General features: G+C 66.0%; 20 protein-coding genes and 1 riboswitch. Of the genes, 4 read left to right on the top strand and 16 right to left on the bottom strand.

All coding sequences use genetic code 11. The annotated features are described in order from the left end of the window. Positions 1–9 precede the first annotated feature (9 nt). The 4 genes from CXQ89_RS13495 to CXQ89_RS13480 all read left to right on the top strand — a co-directional run bounded on the left by CXQ89_RS13495 (position 10) and on the right by CXQ89_RS13480 (position 3,360). A complete protein-coding gene (locus CXQ89_RS13495) occupies positions 10–744 on the top strand; it encodes an urease accessory protein UreF (RefSeq protein WP_104161633.1) in 735 nt (244 codons plus the stop codon). Beyond that, positions 737–1,522 (top strand): urease accessory protein UreG, encoded by a 786-nt coding sequence (gene ureG, locus CXQ89_RS13490; RefSeq protein WP_181032350.1) that lies wholly within the window; start codon positions 737–739, stop codon positions 1,520–1,522. Before CXQ89_RS13495 ends, ureG begins: the two co-directional genes overlap by 8 nt. Beyond that, positions 1,485–2,330: an urease accessory protein UreD gene (locus CXQ89_RS13485; RefSeq protein WP_104161632.1), complete on the top strand. Its 846-nt coding sequence runs from the start codon at positions 1,485–1,487 to the stop codon at positions 2,328–2,330. The genes ureG and CXQ89_RS13485 overlap by 38 nt, the downstream gene beginning before the upstream one ends. Positions 2,331–2,424: 94 nt before the next feature. Then, positions 2,425–3,360, top strand: a complete 936-nt coding sequence (locus CXQ89_RS13480; RefSeq protein WP_104161631.1) for an alpha/beta fold hydrolase — start codon at positions 2,425–2,427, stop codon at positions 3,358–3,360. Here CXQ89_RS13480 and CXQ89_RS13475 read toward each other — a convergent pair. The 16 genes from CXQ89_RS13475 to CXQ89_RS13405 form a co-directional block, all read right to left on the bottom strand. Then, a complete protein-coding gene (locus CXQ89_RS13475; protein WP_104161630.1) occupies positions 3,357–4,913 on the bottom strand; it encodes a DASS family sodium-coupled anion symporter in 1,557 nt (518 codons plus the stop codon). The genes CXQ89_RS13480 and CXQ89_RS13475 overlap by 4 nt on opposite strands. Before the next feature lie 63 nt (positions 4,914–4,976). Beyond that, positions 4,977–5,993, bottom strand: coding sequence for a glycine betaine ABC transporter substrate-binding protein (locus tag CXQ89_RS13470; protein WP_104161629.1), 1,017 nt, complete (start codon positions 5,991–5,993; stop codon positions 4,977–4,979). Beyond that, positions 5,994–6,812 (bottom strand): ABC transporter permease, encoded by an 819-nt coding sequence (locus CXQ89_RS13465; RefSeq protein ID WP_104055105.1) that lies wholly within the window; start codon positions 6,810–6,812, stop codon positions 5,994–5,996. Further along, a complete protein-coding gene (locus CXQ89_RS13460) occupies positions 6,809–8,041 on the bottom strand; it encodes an ABC transporter ATP-binding protein (RefSeq protein WP_258060095.1) in 1,233 nt (410 codons plus the stop codon). The genes CXQ89_RS13465 and CXQ89_RS13460 overlap by 4 nt, the downstream gene beginning before the upstream one ends. Then, complete coding sequence (locus CXQ89_RS13455; protein ID WP_104161628.1) at positions 8,034–8,675, bottom strand: ABC transporter permease; 642 nt, start codon at positions 8,673–8,675, stop codon at positions 8,034–8,036. The genes CXQ89_RS13460 and CXQ89_RS13455 overlap by 8 nt, the downstream gene beginning before the upstream one ends. A gap of 176 nt (positions 8,676–8,851) precedes the next feature. Then, a complete protein-coding gene (locus CXQ89_RS13450) occupies positions 8,852–9,868 on the bottom strand; it encodes a zinc-binding dehydrogenase (protein ID WP_237685387.1) in 1,017 nt (338 codons plus the stop codon). A gap of 129 nt (positions 9,869–9,997) precedes the next feature. Further along, positions 9,998–11,053, bottom strand: coding sequence for a zinc-dependent alcohol dehydrogenase family protein (locus CXQ89_RS13445; RefSeq protein WP_104055103.1), 1,056 nt, complete (start codon positions 11,051–11,053; stop codon positions 9,998–10,000). 145 nt (positions 11,054–11,198) lie between these two features. Then, positions 11,199–11,645, bottom strand: coding sequence for a YchJ family protein (locus tag CXQ89_RS13440; RefSeq protein WP_104161627.1), 447 nt, complete (start codon positions 11,643–11,645; stop codon positions 11,199–11,201). Positions 11,646–11,684: 39 nt separating this feature from the next. Further along, on the bottom strand, positions 11,685–11,966 hold the full coding sequence (locus CXQ89_RS13435) for a hypothetical protein (RefSeq protein ID WP_104055102.1): 282 nt from the start codon (positions 11,964–11,966) through the stop codon (positions 11,685–11,687). 20 nt (positions 11,967–11,986) lie between these two features. Then, the gene (locus CXQ89_RS13430; RefSeq protein WP_104161625.1) at positions 11,987–13,360 is read right to left on the bottom strand and encodes a serine/threonine-protein kinase; all 1,374 of its coding nucleotides are present in this window, start codon (positions 13,358–13,360) and stop codon (positions 11,987–11,989) included. Between the two features lie 182 nt (positions 13,361–13,542). Further along, the gene (locus CXQ89_RS13425) at positions 13,543–14,844 is read right to left on the bottom strand and encodes an Nramp family divalent metal transporter (RefSeq protein ID WP_104055100.1); all 1,302 of its coding nucleotides are present in this window, start codon (positions 14,842–14,844) and stop codon (positions 13,543–13,545) included. 107 nt (positions 14,845–14,951) lie between these two features. After that, entirely contained in the window at positions 14,952–15,392 is a 441-nt protein-coding gene (locus CXQ89_RS13420) for a hypothetical protein (protein WP_104161624.1), read from the bottom strand. Then, positions 15,389–15,565 carry a hypothetical protein gene (locus tag CXQ89_RS18375; RefSeq protein ID WP_181032349.1) on the bottom strand — a complete coding sequence of 59 codons (177 nt, stop codon included), beginning with the start codon at positions 15,563–15,565 and terminating at the stop codon, positions 15,389–15,391. Before CXQ89_RS18375 ends, CXQ89_RS13420 begins: the two co-directional genes overlap by 4 nt. Positions 15,566–15,595: 30 nt before the next feature. Beyond that, a riboswitch (SAM riboswitch) is annotated at positions 15,596–15,719 on the bottom strand. Positions 15,720–15,814: 95 nt separating this feature from the next. Next, entirely contained in the window at positions 15,815–17,542 is a 1,728-nt protein-coding gene (locus CXQ89_RS13415) for an ABC transporter ATP-binding protein (RefSeq protein WP_104161623.1), read from the bottom strand. Next, on the bottom strand, positions 17,542–18,369 hold the full coding sequence (locus CXQ89_RS13410) for an ABC transporter permease (RefSeq protein WP_104055097.1): 828 nt from the start codon (positions 18,367–18,369) through the stop codon (positions 17,542–17,544). The genes CXQ89_RS13415 and CXQ89_RS13410 overlap by 1 nt, the downstream gene beginning before the upstream one ends. Continuing rightward, a complete protein-coding gene (locus CXQ89_RS13405; protein ID WP_104055096.1) occupies positions 18,366–19,313 on the bottom strand; it encodes an ABC transporter permease in 948 nt (315 codons plus the stop codon). The genes CXQ89_RS13410 and CXQ89_RS13405 overlap by 4 nt, the downstream gene beginning before the upstream one ends. Positions 19,314–19,315: the final 2 nt, after the last annotated feature.

The raw sequence follows: 19,315 nt of genomic DNA, 5'->3' as shown, positions 1-19,315 counted from the left end.
GCGGGAAGCATGACATCTTCCCTGCCTCACGGCGGAAGTACCGGCGAATCCGCTGTCGCCGCGTTCCTGCTGGCCGACTCGCGTCTGCCGTCGGGCGCGTACTCGCATTCCGCTGGTCTTGAACCTGCGGTGATGGCCGGGCTGCAGGTGGAGGGCGTCTACCCCTATCTGATCTCCCGGCTGCAGACCGTGGGCCGGATGGAAACCGTTGCAGCTGTGCTGGCGCACCGCCGGGCGCTGGAACTCTGCACGGCGGCCGGTGGAGGGGACGACGGCGGTACCCCCGATTTTGCCGCCCTGGAGGCGGCGCTTGACGCCCGGACGCCGTCGGCCGCCCAGCGGGATGCTTCCCGCCGGCTCGGCCGCGGGATGCTGCGGCTGGCGGCCACGCTCAAACCCGGGGATCCCGCCGTCGCCGCCCTGAAACGGGAAGCGCCGCGCCCAACCCGCCCGGTTGCCCTTGGCGTGGCCGCCCGTGCCTTGGGCGTAGGCGAAGCGGCGCTCGCCCGGCTGTGCTGCTATGACGATGCGCAGTCCGTGGTTGCCGCTGCTTTGAAACTGCTGCCCATCGATCCCATGACCGCCACCGCGTGGATTTTGGCCGCCGAGCCGCAGATCAACGCCGTCGCTGATGACGCCCTGCAGGCCCGGGACCTTGACGACCTACCCGCGCTCAGCGCTCCCCTGATGGAGCACTGGGCCGAAGACCATACCGAAAGAACAAGGAGACTGTTCGTTGCCTGAGAACACCGCATTCACCGATAAAGCCACCGCGTCACCCCTGTCCGATCCGAACCGTTCGCTGCGCCTGGGCGTTGCCGGGCCCGTGGGGACCGGAAAGAGCTCGCTGATCGCGACCATCTGCCGTGCCATGTCCGAGGAGCTGTCCATCGGCGTCATCACCAATGACATCTACACGGATGAGGACGCCCGGTTCCTGCGTTCGGCCGGGGTGCTGCCCGCCGAGCGCATCCGCGCCGTGGAAACCGGAGCCTGCCCGCACACCGCCATCCGTGACGACGTCACCACCAACCTGCTGGCCGTGGAGGACCTGGAAGCTGACTTCGCCCCGCTGGATCTGGTCCTGGTGGAAAGCGGCGGCGACAACCTCACCGCCACCTTCTCCCCCGCCCTGGTGGACGCGCAGATCTTTGTCCTGGACGTGGCAGGCGGCGGGGATGTGGCCCGCAAGGGCGGCCCCGGCATCGCCCGGGCGGACCTGCTGGTTATCAACAAGATCGACCTGGCTCCGCATGTGGACGTGGATGTGGACCTGATGGTCGCCGACGCCACCGCAGCCCGCGAGGGCGGGCCGGTGTTGGCCCTGTCCCGCAAGCAGCAGCACACCATTGATGAACTCAGCGCGTGGGTGCGCTCCATGGTGGCCCTGCACCGCGCAGGCTCCCACACTCCGCAGGACCCCGGGCCCATGGCACCGCACTTCCACGCAGACGAAGACGGCGACGGCGGCTTCTTCCACACCCATGACGAGGAGCCGGACGCTGTCCCCCACCGCCACTAACTCCGTTACCGGGTACCCCGCTGCCGCGGCAGCTCCACGGCCTCGGCCCACCCGCATTTCCGTGGAGCGCGCCGGGGACCGGGCACGGTTTTCGGTGCTGGATCAGGGGTTGTACCTGGCACCCCGGCCCGTGAACGGCACCGCGGATCCGCTGCACCTGCGGGTGGCCCTGATTGGCATCCACATGATGCTGCTGGGCGGCGACGACGTGCGGATTGAGGTTTCCGTGGACCCCGGAGTGACTCTGGAAGTGGTGGAGCCCGCGGGCATGGTGGCGTACGACGCCGATTTGGTCCCGTCCCGCTGGTCCCTGGACGCGGAGCTGGGCGAGGACGCTGCACTGATTTGGGACGGCGCGTCCTTCGTGGCAGCCGCCGGGTCCAATGTCCGCCGGCAAACCCGGCTGCAGCTGGCTTCCGGGGCGCGGGCGCTGGTCCGGGAGACGCTGGTGCTGGGACGCAGCGGCGAGCACGGCGGCCGCTTGCGCAGCATCACCCGTGCCGCCGGACCCGGCGGGGATTTGCTCTACGAGGATCTGGACCTCACCGGGCCGCGGCACCGCGCCGTCGGAATCCTGGGAGATGCCAAAGTCGTGGCCACCGCGACGGCGGTTGGCTGGCGTCCGGGTGCCCTGCCCGAACCCGCTGCAGGCGCCGCACCCGATGGCGCCCGTGAACCGGGCCGGACACGGCGGTTCGACCTGGCGGCTCCCGGCGCAGTGGCCCGCAGCCTCAGCGTTCAGGCGCACACTGCGGACCGGGAAGCGGGAGCCGTGTTTGAGGCCTGGCGGGCGGAGCTGACAACCTGAACCCGTCCCGCCGCGCGGGGTTGGCGGAAGAAGGCACGGGGTGGTTGGCTGGTGCAAGCTCCGCACCCGCGTGCCTGCACGAGAGGAAAGCACCATGACTGAAGGCCTGCCCGGCTTTGCCCGTTTTGAACAATTTGCCGTGGAGGTCAACGGCATCACCGTTACCGGACGCGTCTCACGCGCCGATGCGGCGGGCACCGGAGGCGGCAGTTCCAAGCCGGCGCTGCTCCTGCTGCACGGGCATCCGGAAACGCATGTGATGTGGCACAAGGTGGCCGACGCACTGGCGGAGCACTTCACCGTGGTGGCACCGGACCTGCGCGGCTACGGCGGCTCTTCAAAGCCGGCCGGAGAGCCCGACCACTCCACGTACAGCAAACGGGAAATGGCAAAGGATGCCGTCGCGGTCATGGAGCATTTTGGCGCCGTTCGGGGCTTTGACCGGTTTGCCCTGTGTGCCCATGACCGCGGAGCCCGCGTGGGGCACCGGATGCTGGCCGATTTTCCGGAGCGTGTCACGCGGGCCATGTTCCTGGACATTGCTCCCACCCTCGACATGTACGCGGCTACGGACCGGGCCTTCGCCGAGGCCTACTTTCACTGGTTCTTCCTGATCCAGCCGGCGCCGCTGCCCGAGGCCCTGATCGAAGCCAATCCGCGGGCCTACGTGGAGAACATCATGGGCAGCCGCTATGCCGGACTGGAGCCGTTTCCCGCACCGGTGCTTGAAGCCTACGTGGCAGCGCTCTCCTCCCCCGGCGCGGTTCACGCCATGTGCGAGGATTACCGCGCCTCAGCCACCATCGACCTGGAACACGACCGGGCGGACCGCGAGGCCGGGCTCACCCCCGAGGTGCCGCTGCGCGTGCTGTGGGGAGCCCACGGGGTCATCGAGTCGCAGTTCGAACCGCTGGCGCTCTGGGGCAAAGCAGTGCCCGGCGCCACCGGCAAAGCGGTGGACGCCGGGCACTATCTTCCCGAGGAAGCCCCGGCGGAAGTTCTCGCCGAGATTCTCGCCTTCTTCGTCTAGTACACGATCCCGAACACCCAGACGGCCAGGGTGAACGTCACCAGGGTGGTCAGCACCAGCGCGATGAGGTTCAGCCAGATCCCGGCTTTCACCATGTCTGCGATCTGGACGTGACCGGAGGAGAACGCGATGGCGTTGGGCGGGGTGGCCACCGGCAGCATAAACGCGCAGGTTGCCGCAATGGCCACCGGAATGACCAGCAGCATCGGATCGATGCCGAGGCCAATTGCCACCCCGCCGATCAGCGGCAGGAACGTCGCCGCCGTCGCTGTATTGCTGGTGAGTTCCGTCAGGCCCAGGACCAGGGCCGCGACCGCCACAACGATCAGGATCAGCGGCAGTGTTTCCAGCGCGGATACCTGCGTGCCGATCCATTCGCTGAGGCCGCTGGCGGTGAAGCGGGCGGACAGGGCGAGTCCGCCGCCGAAGAGGATCAGGATGTCCCAGGGCAGCTCCTTGGCACTGGACCAGTCCAGCAGCGGCACGCCTTTCTTGATGCTGGCCGGGATGACAAAGAGCAGGACGGCCACGCCCATGGCGATCACGGCGTCCGCGATGTTGGAATCCGGCCAAACCAGCGGCACCGTGATCCATGATGCGGCTGCCAGGACAAAGATGGCCAGCACCTGCTTTTCGCCCAGGGACATTCGGCCGAGCCGCTTGTACTCACGCTGGATCATTTCCTTGCCGCCCGGAATCTCCGTTATTTCCGGTTTGAAGATCACGCAGGTCAGCAGGTACCAGGCGAGCGCCATGAAGATGACGGCCAGCGGGACTCCGACCAGCATCCACTGGCCAAAGCCGATGTTCACGTCATGGGCTTCCGCCATGTATCCAACCATCAGGGCGTTGGGCGGTGTGCCGATGATGGTGCCCAGAGACCCGATCGACGCCGAGTAGGCGATGCCAAGCATAAGCGCGATGCTGAAGTTCCGGGGAGCCTTCTTCTCTTCATTCAGGTTGGCCACCAGGGTCAGCACGGAGATGCCGATGGGCAGCATCATTACCGCTGTTGCCGTGTTGGACACCCACATGCTCAGGAAGCCCGTGGCCACCATGAAACCGGCAATCAACTGCTTGGGTTTGGTCCCCACCAGAAGCACGGTGGCCAGTGCTATGCGGCGGTGAAGGTTCCAGCGCTGCAGCGCCAGGGCGAGGAAAAAGCCGCCCATGAACAGGAAAATGATGGGATCAGCGTAGGGCGGTGCCGTTTCCTTGATGGTGGATACGCCCAGCGCCGGAAACAGCAGGAGCGGAAGAAGCGCCGTCGCGGCGAGCGGAATTGCCTCCGTCATCCACCACACCGCCATCAGGACGGCAACGGCTGCAGTTGCGCGGGCGGGCTGCGCGAGGTCCTGCGGCATGATCAGGTAGACCACCGCACCAAACACAACACCGAACAACAATCCAAGGCGCTTGCGCAGCAGCACCCGTTTGTCTTCGGCAGGGGCAAGCATCCCCGGCGCGGTCTGTTTGTCAGTCTCTGTACTTGGTGCGGTACTGGGCAGTGTCACAGTGCAGTCCTCCAGATGAGTGGGCGGGCGTCCCCTCATCCAACCCCAGCTCTGCCGTTGAACGCAAAGAAAGCCAGGTCACAAAACCGCACCGAAACTGCGCTACTGCGCGGGACTTACCAATCCCTCCGCCACCATCCAGTCATAGGCCACCTGCTCCGGTTCCTCGCCCTGGACATCCACTTTGCGGTTCAATGACCGCATGGTTTCGTCGTTCAGCTTCGCGGCCACCTGTTCCAAAACCGCTTCCAGTTCCGGATACTCCTGCAGGGTCTTGGTGTAGATCACCGGTGCGGCGTTGTAGGCCGGAAAGAAGCTGCGGTCATCTTCCAGCACCACCAGGTCCAGGGCGTCAATCCGTCCGTCCGTCGCGAAGACTTCCCCAACCGTGCACTCCCCCTGGTCCACCGCTCCGTAGATCGCGCCGGTGTCATACAGGCCCACGTTCCCTTCCGGAACCACGCTGCCGCGGTCCAATCCGTAGAGCTGAAGCATCGGGGTGAACCCATCCTGCCGGGAGTTGAATTCTGCCTCCACGCAAAAGGTCAGATCCTGCACCGGCAGTGCCGCCAGGTCGGAGATGCTGCTGACGCCCAGCGCTTCGGCCCGCTCCCGGCTCATCGCCAGCGCGTACGTGTTGTTCAACTCCGCGGGGGCTCCCCACGTCAGCCCGTTGGCGATATCGGCGTCGTACACCGCCTGCCACTGCTCCTGCTGGTCGGGGATCCCCTGCTCCTCGCCCAGATACGTAAGCCACGCAGTTCCCGTATATTCCCACATGATGTCCGCCTGCCCGCTGCGCAGCAGTTCCCGGGCAGGGGTGCTGCCCGGCACGTTGCTCAGGTCCGTGACTTCGAACCCGGCAGCTTTGGCGGCCAGGACGCTCATCTTGCCCAGAATGAGCTGTTCCGTGAAGTTCTTCGAGGTCACGGTGACGGACGCCCCCTCGGGCAGGCCTTCAATCGGTTCAATGCTCCCCGGCTCCACCGGCGGGACGTAGGAACCGGCCGGCTGCAGCCCGCAGCCTGACAGCAACAGGGCGACGACGGCGAGCGCTGCTGCGAGCGCTGCAGCAGTCCGGGTACGCGGTGCCCGGCGTGTCTGCGGTGCCGTACTCATTCAAAGACCTTTCGGGCGGGCAACGTACTCCACCACACGGCCGATCCAGTCCACCATCAGGGCCAGCAGGGCTACCATGACGGCACCGCTGATCAGCACCCTGGGCAGGTTCAGGTTCACGCCGGTGGTAATCAGGACGCCCAGCCCGCCTCCGTTGATGAACGTGGCGAGCGCTCCGGTTCCCACCAGCAGCACCAGGGCGGTGCGGATCCCGGCCAGCATGAGCGGGACGGCCAGGGGCAGCTCCACCCGGAACAGCACCCGTGCGGCGCTCATGCCCATCCCGCGCCCGGCTTCCACCAGCCGGGAATCTACGTTGTCCAGACCCAGCATGGTGTTGCGCAGCACGGGCAGCAGGGCATAAAGCACCAGAGACACGACCGCCGTCCGGAAACCGAACCCCAGCCAGAAAGCCAGCAGAACCACCAGCCCGATGGCCGGTGCCGCCTGGCCGATGTTAACCACGGCCAGCACCGGCCCGGTCAAAAAGCGCAGCGGCCTGCGGGTGAGGAGCACCCCCAGCGGAAGAGCGATGAGCAGCACGATGACGGCTGAAAGCGCCGTCAACCTCAGGTGTTCCAGCGTGTAGACCCAAAGGGTGGCCGGATCCAGGGTGGTCAGTTCGGTCTGGCTCAGGTCTGCTGTCGAGAGCCAGAACAGCAGAATCCCGAGGACCGCAATGATCCCCGCCAGCTGCCAGATGAGCCCCCGCGGGGAGTTTCCCCGGAGTTCTGAAGCGGCTTCGGCATCGGTGAGCCGCTGTTCCCGTTCCGCCGGTTTCGGTACGGCGACAACTCCTGCCGCACTGTTGGTGCTCATGGCTGCCCCGCTTCCGTGGAACCCGCCGCTGCCGGGCGTCCCCTGGGAGCCCGCTTCCGCTCCCGTTCCTGTCGGGCGTTGGATACCCACTGCCGCGTGCGCACTGTCTGCAGAATGAGCGGAGCGTCAATCACGCCCTGGAGATGTCCCTGCGCATCCGTGACGAGCACCCCGTCACGACTGGACACCAGCACCAGGCTCAAGGCGTCGGCAAGGTTGTCGCCGGGGCCCACCACGGGAAGTTGCGGCTGCCGGTCTGCGGGCAGCACCTGCATCTGCTCCAGTTCCGCCACGGAGAACCAGGCAACGGGGCTGCCGGTTTCGTCAACAACCACCGCTGATTGCTGGCCCGCTGCCAGGGCACGGGCCAGGAGTTTCTGCGGTCCTTCTCCGGCGGTTCCGCTGACCACAGGAAGGGCGGGGACACTGCTGATCCGGGCCAGGGCCAACTGTTTGAGGCCGGCTTCGGCGCCGGTGAACTGCCGCACAAAGTCATTGGCCGGTTCCGCCAGGATCCTCTCCGGGGAGTCGTACTGGACCAGGTGCCCGCCTTCGGCGAAAACAGCGATGCGGTCCCCCAGCTTGAGGGCCTCATCAAAATCATGGGTCACGAACACCACGGTTTTCTCCAGATCCGCGTGGATGCGCAGCAATTCGTCCTGCAGCCGTTCCCGGGTGATCGGATCCACTGCGCCAAACGGTTCATCCATGAGCAGCACCGGCGGGTCCGCGGCCAGTGCCCGCGCCACTCCCACCCGCTGCTGCTGTCCGCCGGAGAGCTCCTTGGGGTACCGGTTCCGGTAGCGCGCCGGGTCCAGAGAAACGAGGTCCAGCAGTTCATCGACCCGGCGGGCGGTGCGTGCCTTGTCCCACCCCAGCATGGCGGGAACGACGCCGATGTTCGCCGCCACTGTCATGTGCGGGAAGAGACCCCCGGCCTGGATCACGTAGCCGATGCCGCGGCGCAGCTGATCTCCATCGGCGGCGGAGATGTCCTGGCCGCCCAACAGGATCTGCCCGGAGGACGGTTCAATGAGGCGGTTGATCATTTTCAGCGTGGTGGTCTTTCCGCAGCCTGAAGGTCCCACCAGCATGACCATGTCTCCGGAGGAGATCTCCATGTTCAGGTTGTCCACGGCCGCGCGGTCCTGGCCGGGGAACCGTTTGGACACGTCCCGGAGCAGGATTCCGGCAGACGACCGGGCAGAAGGAGAATTCGTTTCAGACACGGATGCCTCTCGGTATGGTCAGCCGGCCGAGGCCCACCAGCAGAAGGTCCAGGATGAGTGCCAGCAGCACCACCCCCACGACGCCGGTCACCACGGATTCCAGGGAATTGGCACCGCCCAGCCGGGACAGGCCTGAAAAGATGAAGCCGCCCAAGCCCGGGCCAAGGGCGTAGGCTGCAACCGCCGCTATCCCCATCACCATTTGGCCGGAGACCCGGATGCCGGAGAGGATGACCGGCCACGCCAGCGGAAGTTCGATCCGGAAGAACAGCCGCAGCCGTCCCATCCCCAGTCCCCGGGCGGCTTCCACCGTGTTCCGGGGCACACCGGACAGGCCAACAATGCCATTGCGAAGGATGGGCAGCAGGGCGTAAAAGCCCACCACGATGACGGCCGGAAGCACGCCGAATCCCAGCGGGGCAATAAGGAGGCCGATGAGGGCAAAGGACGGAATGGTCAAACCCACGGCACTGATGCTGTCCGCCGCAGACCGCAGGGACGACCGCCGATAAGCCAAAGCCGCGATCAGCACGCCCACGACTGCGGCGACAATGAGGCACTGCACCACCAGCGAAAAATGCTGCCAGCTGGAAAAGAGGATGTCATTCCAGCGCTGCGCAATGAAGTCTGTCACGCCAAACCCACTTTGTCGGTTGGGTGGGATCTGCTTTCATTCCAGCGTAAACCGGCCCTGTGCCGGTGTGCAGTGGCTAGGGCGTCAACAGCCACGCAGACGTATTAGTTGCCAGTGCATTCCGGATGCCGGGCTCACTGGCCCCGTGTGCGGGCGCCGTCGTTATTTCTTCTCCCTTAGGGGATCAGCACCAGACGGATGGGATTGCCCTCTTTGGTGTCCAGCGCCTTCACCGCCTGCGCGGCTTCGCTCAGCGGAATGCGGCCGCTGACGGATTTTGCGAAGTCCAGCCGGCCCAGCCTGGTGAGGTTCACCAGCTGCGGCACGTGGTGGGCTTCGGACCCGTAGTGACCCAGGATCTGCTTGCGCGCAAAGGAGAATCCGGTGCTGTCAGCGATGGTGATGGGGGTGCCGCTCAGGCCCACCAGGACCAGCCGCCCGTGCCGGCCCAGGCATTTGATGGCCTGCGCACGCACGGCGTCCACGCCGGCAAAGTCCAGCGCCACGTCCAGCCCCTTGCCCGCGGTGGCAGCTTTCATGGCGTCCGGGAAGTCTTCGGCCATCGGATCCAGCGCATAATCCGCACCGAATTCCAGGGCGCGTTCTCGGGCCTCGGCAATCGGGTCCACGGCAATGATGGGGGCGGCGCCAATCAGGCGCAGCAGCTGGACGCCGTGCGCGCCCAGTCCGCCAATACCCCAGACGCCCACGGCTTCCCCGGCACGCACATCGGCGGTGGAGGAAATGGCGCCCCAGGGAGTGGAGACGGCATCCGGAATAATTGAGGCCTGATCAAAGGGAATGTCGTCTCCCAGCGGCACCAGGACACCGGCCGGCACGACGACGTACTCGGCCCAGCCGCCGTCGTAGTCCACGCCCATCGTGAGGGTGGCGCCGTTGTACTCGTAGCCGGCCTGGATGACCACGCGGTCCCCCGGCTTCGCCGAGGTCACGCCCGGGCCGGGCAGGTCCACGGTGCCCGCGACCTCATGACCGAGGGTCACTTCGTTGCCCTGAAGGAACTGGGGACGCAGCAGGCCCTGAATCAAATGAACATCGGAGAGGCAGACGCCGGCCGCTCCCACTTTGACGCGGACAAAGCCCGGCCCGGGCTCCGGAATGGGAACTTCCTGAAGCGCAAATTCCTTCGTCTCAACGTTGAGACGTCCTGCAAGCATGGTGCCGGCTGACATGGCAAACCCTTCTCTCGAAAACCGCGGCAGCTATAAAAAGCGCCGCCCCCATTATCTTCCTCCGCCGGGCGGGCAGCAAAAAGCCGCAGGCCGCCGGGGAACGGCGGCCTGCGGCCTGGTGGGATCTGTTTAGGCCTGCAGGATCACTTTCAGTGCGTCCGTTTCCGCCGCACGGGAAAAGGTGTCATAGGCGGTGAGGATGTCATCGAGCGGATAGCGGTGGCTGATGAACTCCTCGGCCGGGAGCTTTCCCTCGGCAACCAGTTTCAGGAGCATGGGCAGGGTATTGGTGTTCACGAGCCCCATGCTGATGTTGATGTTCTCGATCCAGAGGCGGTCCAGTTCAAGGCTCACAGGCTTGCCGTGCACCCCCACGTTGGCAACGTTCCCGCCGGGGCGGACAATGTTCGTGCACATCTCGAAGGTGGCCGGTATGCCCACCGCCTCCACGGCAACGTCCACTCCCCATCCGTCCGTCTGGGCCATGATCTGCTCGCGCCAGTCCGCATCGCCGGAATTCACCCCGTGCGTGGCACCGAACTTGTGTGCCTGCTCCACCCGGTTCGCGTCCAAATCCACGGCGATGACTTTCGCCGCCCCGTAAAGCTTCGCTGTGGCGATGACGGCCAGGCCAACCGGTCCGGCACCAATCACGGCCACGACGTCACCGGGCTTCGTCTGCCCGTACTGCACTCCCATTTCAAAGCCCGTGGGGAAGATGTCGCTGAGCAGCACACCGTGTTCAGGGGAGACCTCCTCCGGCAGGTGGTACAGCGACGTGTCGGCATACGGAGCCCGCACGTATTCGGCCTGGGTGCCGTCGATCAGGTGGCCGAATATCCAGCCGATGCCGGAGCTGCCCTCCTCGCCGACGCAGTGCGAGTACAGGCCGTCGCGGCAGAAGGTGCAGGAACCGTCGGCGGACACGCAGGACAGGATGACTTTGTCTCCCACCTTAAAGTTGCTTACGCCGCTGCCGACTTCGGTGATGGTGCCCACCCCTTCGTGACCCAGGATCCGGCCCGGCGTCACCGCCGGGACGTCGCCCTTGAGGATGTGCAGATCTGTGCCGCAGATGGTGGTGGCGTCTATCTTGACGATGGCGTCGCGCGATTCCTGAATTTGCGGGTTCGGAACGTCCTTCCACGATTTTTGTCCTGGACCCTCATAGACAAGTGCTTTCATGGTGTCCTCGTCTGCTCGGACCGATCGTTGACAGGCCGCTACAGCAACCTGGTCCGGCGGTTTCCGGAACACGGGGCGGCAGGCGCCGCCTGGTCGGTCTGTTCCAGCCTAGGAGCCGGGCGCGAGGTAGTGGAAGACCTGCGGGCTATTCACCGTCCACATAGAGCCAGACTCCGTTGGCGCGGACAAAGCGGCTGGTTTCCTCCTGGATCCCGCGGGCGGCTCCGTCCCGGTAATGGGCCCTGAACCGGACCACCCCGTGATCGTCGAGCGGACCTCCGGCGGACGTTTCCACAATATCCAGCCGCCGCCACTGCAGTCCGCGGTCGAGTTCCAGAACGGCCGGGCGGGTGGACGGGTGCCAGGTCTTCAACAGATAGGGCTGGTCGCCGACGGCGAAGGCAGAGTACCGCGAACGCATCAGTGCCTCGGCGGTGGGAGCGTCTTGTGCACCGGAATGGTACTTCCCGCAGCAGCCGGCGTAGGTTTCCCCGCTGAGGCAGGGGCACCGGTCATCCGCGGCGGGAGAGGCGGGTGCGCTGCCGGAGTCGGCTGCGGAGACAGAATGGGAGGCACGCTCGGCTGAAGTCATGAACCCATTATCTCCGGTGCCGTCCTCCGTTCGGGCAGGTCATTTCTGCAGGGCGATCTCCGCTTCCAGGCTCAGTCGCACGGCGTCGATGGCCGCGCTGATCCGTTCCTCACGGGTCTGGGACACGTCCCCCTCTTCGGCAGCAGTCTCCAGCCGCTCGGCCAGGTTGTCCAGATCCCGGAGTGCCTCCTGATACCGGCCGGAATGTGCTGCCTCCGTTACGGAAGCCACCTCCTTCCGGAGTTCCTCCGCAGCGCCCGGCTCAAGTGCGGCAAACCCGCAGCCGCTCAATGCAGTGCCGGCCAGCAGAACTCCTGCCACGGAAAGCGTTCTCCGGCGCCTCACGGCGCGACGCTTTCCTGCAGCTGGCGAAGGCTCTCCCCCAGCTGGCCGGGAACTGCCGGATACCCCTGGTCCTGGGGAAAGATGCCCAACCGGTCGGCCACCATCATCACGGCCATGGCCAGGACCGCCACGGCCACGAATCCCAGCAGGGTCCGTCCCGCCAGCGCCAGCTTTGTCGGCCGTACCGGGACCGCCTGCAGCGCTGCCCCCGCGGATGCCGGCTGCCTCTTGCCGGAACCGATCCGAGGCGGCTTCCGCGGCGGAGCGGGCGTTGAGGAACCTGTGACGCTTGCGGTCGCCGGCGCCGGCAGCACGCCCCGTTCCGACGGTGCAGGCTCGGTTTCCGGCACCGTTTCATCTTCCCGGCCGGACCCGCCTCCCGGTCCCTGCTCCTGTTGGCTTCCCTCGCCGGCGGTTTGGATCACGACGTCGGCGGTGGGAGGCCCGCCGTCGTCCGCTTCCCATTCGGTCTCCCGGTTGCGCGGCTCCGCCACCGGCTCGGCGTGCCCGGACCACCGGTACTCGAGCAGCGCGGCCGATACTTCCGCTGCGGTTGGCCGCTGGTCGGGGTCTCGGGAGGTCATGGACCTGAGCAGCGAACACCAATAGCTTCCCAGTGCATCCGGCACCTCGGGATTACGGCTCAGCCGGGCAATGGCTGCCTCCACCGCGCTGCCGCCGAACTCGATGCGGCCCGTTACCGCTTCGAGAAGCACCAGACCCAGAGAATAGATGTCGCTGGAGAATCCCACGTCACGGGAGCTGGCCTGCTCCGGGCTCAGATAGTTGGCGGTGCCGAGCGTGGCATTCGCGGCCGTGATCCGGGCGCCGTCCAACATGCGTGCTATGCCGAAATCGGTGAGTTTGGCCCGCGGGAGGGTCCCCGAAATGGCCGGGGGAAGCAGAATGTTGGCCGGCTTTACATCCCGGTGGATCACCCCCCGCCCGTGGATGTACGCCAGCGCTCCGGCAAGTTCCGCCCCAATGTAAGCGACGTCCGGCGGGCTCAGAGGCTCGGCGTCGCGGAGCCGCTTGCGCAGGTCCGGGCCGTCCACAAGCTCCATGACAAGGAAGGCCCGCGGTTCGCCGGCCTCGCCGTCGTCGCGTCCGGCATCGTCCTTGCCGGCGTCGAATAGGGTTACCAGGCCCGGATGGGAGAGGGACGCCAGTAACCGCATTTCGGTTTCCTGGCGGCCAACGTCGTCTGGGGCGACGGCGCTGGCCCGGAAGAGCTTCACGGCGATGTCTCGGCCGAGAGCCTCGTCCTGTCCACGATAGACGGTGGCCATGCCACCGTGGCCTATGGGTTCGATGAGTCGGTATCGCCCTGAAATGAGCCTGTGGGGGCCATCTGCTGCGAAACTTTCCATGCTGCAACCTCTTCTCGCCTTTCCAGCGTAGCCGAGGGAAATCATGGCGTGGATGGCCCGGGACGAGTTTTTTTACCCTCTGCGGGGGCCCTCGCAGAAGTGTCTGCGTTGCGCTAAACTGCCCTGCCGCGAAAGCCGCGGCAGGGCAGTTTTGCACTGAGGTTTCAGCTGTCTGAAAAAGGTCAGAACGCCTTGACGATGGCGTCGATCACCTGCTGTACGCCGAGCGCGATGAACAGCAGGGCGGTGATGCCCAGAGCAATGTTGGTGTGCAGCTTGTTGGCCCAGGCCTTCGGCACGCGGTGGCCGTTGAGCAGCCCCAGCAGCGTAACCGCGAGGAAGGGCATGAACAGTGAACCCAGGACACCGTAGGCCAGGATCAGACCGATCGGCTTGCCCAGGATGAACAGCAGCATCGGCGGGAAGGTCAGCCAGAGCAGGTAGAACTTGAAGTACTTTCCGCCCACCCGGGTGTCTTCGTGGCCGGATTCCTTGCCGCGCATGTTGCCCCAGAAGTCAGCGAACATCAGCGAGACGCCGTTCCAGACACCGATGATCGAGGAGAAGGATGCGGCCCAGAACCCCACCAGGAAGCCGGTGCCCACAAAATCGCCGTACTCGGCCTTGAGCACGTCGTACAGGTCCAGCAGGCCTTCGTCGCCTGAGCTAAGGGAGATCCCTGCGGCCCGGACAACTTCCGCACCGACGATCAGCATGGCGACCACAAAGATGCCGGTCATCACGTACGCCATGGAGTTGTCGATCCGCATGACGCGCATCCACTTGGGCGTGTACCAGCCCTTTTCCCGCAGCCAGTAACCGTAGGCCGCCAGGGTGATGGTTCCGCCCACGCCGCCGGCAAGTGCCAGCGTGTACACGACGCCGCCTTCGGGAATCATGGGTACAAGTCCGGACATCATTTCCGGAATGTTGGGCGCGGCAATAACGGCCAGCCCCACCACGGTGACGAACATAATGCCCACCAGTGCCGCAGTGATCTTTTCGAAGGTCGCATACCGCCCGAACCACACCATGGCGAAACCGGCCAGGCCCATGAGGATGGCAAAGACCCACAGATCAACCGCGGGGAACAGCGCCGCCAGCGGAAGCGCGGCGGAGGACATAGCCGTGGCCCCGTAGACGAAGCCCCAGATCATAATGTAGGGACCGAAGTACCAGGTGGTCCATTTGCCGAGTGAGCGCCACCCTTCAAAAATGGTCTTTCCCGTGGCCAGGGTGTAACGGCCGGCACCTTCAACCAGAATGATCTTCAGGATGACACCAAGGATGACCGCCCAGAGCAGACCGTACCCGTAGCGGGATCCGGCGACGAGCGTAGCCACCATGTCCGCAGCGCCAACGCCGGTGGCCGCCACCACGAGTCCGGGACCGACAACCTTCCATTTGGCAGGGGCACCGCCGTCATCATCTATCCGGTCCGCGTGCGCGACCCGCGACGGGGGAACAGTGCTTTCATCGGCCATGGCCAGCACTCCTAACTCTAGTTTTTGGGCAGCCGAAAGCAGGTGTGCTGACGGTCACTGGGATGTATGTATTCTCCCACAACCCTTGACTATTCCCTGAATGAGGACTATGCGGTTACACCGGTTCCTGCGTCGGTACCCTCACCCTGGGGCGGATGCGCAGGCGGCACCGGTGCAGGGTGCCACGGGTCAACTGCGGCGGCTCCCAACCGGCGGAAATCCTCCGGCCGGTCGGTCACCACTGTCAGGTCATGGTGCAGGGCGGTCGCAGCCACCACCACGGTGAGAGTGCCGGTGTCGTGGTCCAGTCCTGTGGACGCCAGTGCCACCCCGGGGTCCACCGGCAGAATATGGCAGCCGAAGCGGCCGGTGAGCTCCTGCAGCCAGGCGCGGTCCGGCTTCGGCAGGTCGCCCAGGGTCAGCGCCGAGATGAAGATCCGCAGGCTGCTGCGGCACCGCAGAAAATCCCGCAGAGCCGCGCTGGGATCAGGGCTTCGGATGTCAGCCAGAACGGCGGTGTCCAGCAGGAGCCCGGACTGCCCGTTCATGCCGGATGCTCGGCACGGGCCAGCAGGAAGTCCAGAAACTCCTGGCGGGCCGCCGTGATAACCCGGTAATCCGAAAGGGAAACTCCCCGGGGTTCTGCTGCGCGGCGGGGATCAGCGGTGCCAGCAGGCCTGCCTGCGGCAGGGCGGTCAGCGGCATAAACGGAATTGTCCATGAGAATACGGCGACGTGCGCCGGTCCTTTCGGCGTGCTCTTGCCCGCACCGGTTGCCCGAGGGCGAGTGCAGGCCACTTCTTCATCCGAACCACCCAACGAGCGTGGGGTTGGTATGCGGCCAAGTCGGAGCTTGGCGGCCGCAGTTCTTGAAGCTGCTTGGAAGTATAGCCAGTTTTGCCGCTGTGCCGGCCGTATTGCCTTCTGTGTCTTGTGCCCGACGTGTGGAGTTTCGTGCCCGAGGTGTGGACTAGGTCCGCGCCGGAGAGCCGGCATGCAGGGACAGCGACGAGGCCACGAGCCGTTGAGTGTACTCGTGCTCCGGAGCGGCATAAACCTGTCCGGTTGGACCGGACTCCACGATCCGCCCCTGATGCATGACGGCCACCGTGTCGCACAGGTGTTTCACGACGCCCAGGTCGTGGGAAACGAACACGAGCGTGAGCCGATATTTGTCCACCAAATCAGAGAGCAGGTTCAACACCTGCGCCCGCACTGAAACGTCCAGGGCGCTGACCGGCTCATCGGCAACCAGGATGCGGGGCTCGCAGATCAGGGCACGCGCTATGGCGATCCGCTGGCGCTGACCGCCGGAGAACTGGTGCGGAAAACGCTCCGCGGCATCCGAAGGCAGGCCCACCGCGTTCAACATTTCCGCTACCTTGCCGGCATGGTGCCGGGCAGCCACCGGCTCGCCGGGCAGCAGCAGCGGTTCAGCAACCAGATCCCGCACGCGCATGCGGGGATTGAGGGATCCCATCGGATCCTGGAAGACAATCTGCAGCTGCCGGCGCAGTTCCAGCAGCTGGTTCTCTTTCGCACCGCCCACTTCATTGCCGGCCACCTGCACGGAGCCCGACGTCGGCTGGTCCAGACCTGCGAGGATCCGCAGCAGGGTGGACTTGCCGGACCCGGACTCCCCTACGATGCCAAAGCGCTGACCGGCGGCAACCTGGAAGGACACGTCCCGCAGGGCGGCCACCTCCGCAGGAGCGCGGAACAGGGAACTGCGCCCGCGGCGGTAGGTGCGGTTGAGCCCGTTCACCCGGATCAACGGCTCTGCGCCCTCAGAGTCCGAGGGCGCTGTGACCGCCGGCGCTGCAGGTGCCTGCTCCCGCGCAGCCCCCGGAACGTACCCGGCCGCAGATGAAACCGTGAACAACCGTCCGGAACTGTCCGTGGCCTCCAGATCCGAAGCTGCCAGCAACCCGCGGGTGTATTCGTGCTGCGGCCGGACAAACACGTCCGCAGTGGGTCCCTGTTCCACCAGCACGCCGTCGCGCATCACCAGAATGCGGTCACAGATGCTGGCCGCCACGGCCAGGTCATGGGTGATGAACAGCAGCCCGCTCCCGCGCCGGGCGACACCCTCTGAGATCAGCTGCAGCATTTGGCGCTGCACGCTTACGTCCAGCGCGGTGGTCGGTTCATCACAGATCAGCAGGTCCGGGTCATTGGCCAGCGCCATGGCCAGCATGACGCGCTGGCGCTGCCCGCCCGAAAGCTGGTGCGGATAGGCGCGGGCAGCCTCGGCCGGATCCGGCAACTGTACGGACGCCAGCAGCTCAACACTGCGCGCCACGGCGGCCTGGCCGCGGAGGGTTCCGTGCCGGGTCAGCGCCTCAGCCACCTGACGGCCCACCCGCATCAGCGGGTTCAGGGCACTCAGCGGCTCCTGAAACACCATTCCCGTCCGCCGGCCGCGGATGCGGCTCATCTGGCGGTCGGAAGCTCCCACCAGATTGTGTGGAACGCCGTCCAGCCGGACCGATCCGCTGGTCCGGAGCTCGTCCGGTAACAGTCCCATGAGAGCGGCCGCTGTCACGGATTTTCCCGACCCGGACTCTCCAATCAGGCCCACGCGTTCACCGCGGGACAGGGAAAGGGCAAAATCCTTCACCAGCACCCGGCTTCCGGCGCTGACCAACAGGCCTGCGACCTCCAACAGGGGCACAGATGCCGCATGCGGTGCTGACATCAGCGTTCTCCGTTCAGTTTGGGATCAAACCGGTCCCGCAGGCCGTCGCCCAGCAGATTGAAGCCCAGCACCGCCACGGCAATGGCCGCTCCGGGCCAGATCGCCAGCGACGGATAGGTGCCCAGAAACTGCTGGGACTCCTGCAGCATCCGGCCCCAGGACGGCACCGGCGGCGGCGTTCCCAGGCCCAGGAAGGACAGCGCAGCCTCTGCCAGGACGGCCAGGCCAAAGGTGACGGAGCACTGCACCACCACCATCCCGGCAATATTGGGCAGGACGTGCCGGCGGGCGATGCGCAGCGCCGGCTGGCTGGCTGCCCGGGCCGCCAGCACGTATTCGGTGCTCATGACCTGCAGGGTGCCGGACCGGGCAACGCGGGCGAAGCCGGGAATGGAGCCAATCCCGATAGCGACCATCGCCGTCGTCGTTCCCCCGCCGAACACCGCGCCGAACATGATCGCCAGCAACAGGGCGGGGAAGGCCAGCAGGATGTCCGCGCCGCGCATCGCCACTTCGTCCACCGCGCCCCGGCGCATGCCGGCCAGGATACCGATGGGGGTGCCGATGAGGGCGGCGATGCCCACGGCGACCAGCCCCACCGACAGCGTGATGCGGGCTCCATAGAGGATGCCGGAGAAAACGTCCCGCCCGTAGCGGTCCGTGCCCATCAGGTGATCGGGGGTGGAGCCCTGCAGCCGGTCGGCGGGAAATGCACGGACCGGATCGTAGGGCGTCCAGAAAAAGGACACCAGTGCCGCCAGCAGCACCACCGTGACCAGCACGGCTCCGACCAGCAGCGTGGGAGAGATCCTGCGGGCGGTCCTCATGAGCGTTTCCTCAGCCGGGGATCGATGATCGTATACAGGACGTCAACGGCCAGGTTGATGATCAGGGTGAGGGCCACCAGGACCATCACCACCGACTGGACGGTAAGCAGATCCCGGTTCCCCACGGCGTCCAGGAGCATGGACCCCAGGCCGGGAATGACGAAGACGCGTTCAATGACCACGGCGCCAATGATCAGTGCCGCCAGCTGTACGCTGGCGACCGTCAGCACCGGAACGGCGGCATTGCGCAGCCCGTGCCGAACCAGTGCTTCCAGTTTGCCGAGCCCCTTGGCCCGGGCAGTACGCAGATAGTCCTCGCTCATGACTTCCAGGACGGCGGACCGGACGTAGCGGGTCAGGACAGCGCCTTGGACGGAAGCCAGGGCGAGCACCGGCAGGGTCACCCGGTGCAGGAAATCGGCAAAGTCCACGCCCGGCGGAGTCCAGCCGTTGGCCGGGAACCAGCCCAGCCCCACAGCAAAGACCACCACCAGCATGATCCCGGCCAGGAAGCCCGGCACCGCCACGCCCAGCTGGCTCAGCCCGCTGAGCAGGACTCCACTGGGTTTGCGGTGCCGCAGCGCGGCAATGGTCCCGAACGGCACGGCGATAACCAGCGCCGCGGCCATCGCCAGCCCCACAAGGATGAGCGAGACCTGCAGGCGGTCCAGCAGCAGGGGGCTGATGTCCTGGCGGGTGACGTAGGAAACCCCGAAGTCACCCCGGAACAGTCCCCCTACCCAGTCGAGATACTGCACCGGCAGCGGTCGGTCGGTGCCGAACTCCCGGCGGGTCTGCTCCAGCAACTCCGGGGTGGCGTTGACGCCCAGGGCTATCTGGGCGGGATCGCCGGGGATGGCACGCATGAAGAGGAACACGGCCACGGTGGCCGCCAGGAACGTGGCGGCAAACCGGGCAGCGTTAATCAGCAGGCGGATACCCACGG

It is taken from the genome of Arthrobacter sp. ZGTC212, assembly GCF_002929255.1.
In the GTDB taxonomy this organism is placed as follows: Bacteria; Actinomycetota; Actinomycetes; order Actinomycetales; family Micrococcaceae; genus Arthrobacter_B; species Arthrobacter_B sunyaminii.
Note: the sequence above shows the minus strand (reverse complement) of the source record. Positions and strands in the feature narration are given on the sequence as shown.

Coding starts and splice junctions, on each gene's coding strand:
- CXQ89_RS13480 (WP_104161631.1), top strand. CDS start 2,425: ATGACTGAAGGCCTGCCCGGCTTTGCCCGTTTTGAACAATTTGCCGTG.
- CXQ89_RS13485 (WP_104161632.1), top strand. CDS start 1,485: ATGACGAGGAGCCGGACGCTGTCCCCCACCGCCACTAACTCCGTTACC.
- CXQ89_RS18375 (WP_181032349.1), bottom strand. CDS start 15,565: ATGGACAATTCCGTTTATGCCGCTGACCGCCCTGCCGCAGGCAGGCCT.
- CXQ89_RS13465 (WP_104055105.1), bottom strand. CDS start 6,812: ATGAGCACCAACAGTGCGGCAGGAGTTGTCGCCGTACCGAAACCGGCG.
- CXQ89_RS13470 (WP_104161629.1), bottom strand. CDS start 5,993: ATGAGTACGGCACCGCAGACACGCCGGGCACCGCGTACCCGGACTGCT.
- CXQ89_RS13420 (WP_104161624.1), bottom strand. CDS start 15,392: ATGAACGGGCAGTCCGGGCTCCTGCTGGACACCGCCGTTCTGGCTGAC.
- CXQ89_RS13415 (WP_104161623.1), bottom strand. CDS start 17,542: ATGTCAGCACCGCATGCGGCATCTGTGCCCCTGTTGGAGGTCGCAGGC.
- CXQ89_RS13410 (WP_104055097.1), bottom strand. CDS start 18,369: ATGAGGACCGCCCGCAGGATCTCTCCCACGCTGCTGGTCGGAGCCGTG.
- CXQ89_RS13425 (WP_104055100.1), bottom strand. CDS start 14,844: ATGGCCGATGAAAGCACTGTTCCCCCGTCGCGGGTCGCGCACGCGGAC.
- CXQ89_RS13495 (WP_104161633.1), top strand. CDS start 10: ATGACATCTTCCCTGCCTCACGGCGGAAGTACCGGCGAATCCGCTGTC.
- CXQ89_RS13475 (WP_104161630.1), bottom strand. CDS start 4,913: ATGAGGGGACGCCCGCCCACTCATCTGGAGGACTGCACTGTGACACTG.
- CXQ89_RS13430 (WP_104161625.1), bottom strand. CDS start 13,360: ATGGAAAGTTTCGCAGCAGATGGCCCCCACAGGCTCATTTCAGGGCGA.
- CXQ89_RS13440 (WP_104161627.1), bottom strand. CDS start 11,645: ATGACTTCAGCCGAGCGTGCCTCCCATTCTGTCTCCGCAGCCGACTCC.
- CXQ89_RS13450 (WP_237685387.1), bottom strand. CDS start 9,868: ATGTCAGCCGGCACCATGCTTGCAGGACGTCTCAACGTTGAGACGAAG.
- CXQ89_RS13445 (WP_104055103.1), bottom strand. CDS start 11,053: ATGAAAGCACTTGTCTATGAGGGTCCAGGACAAAAATCGTGGAAGGAC.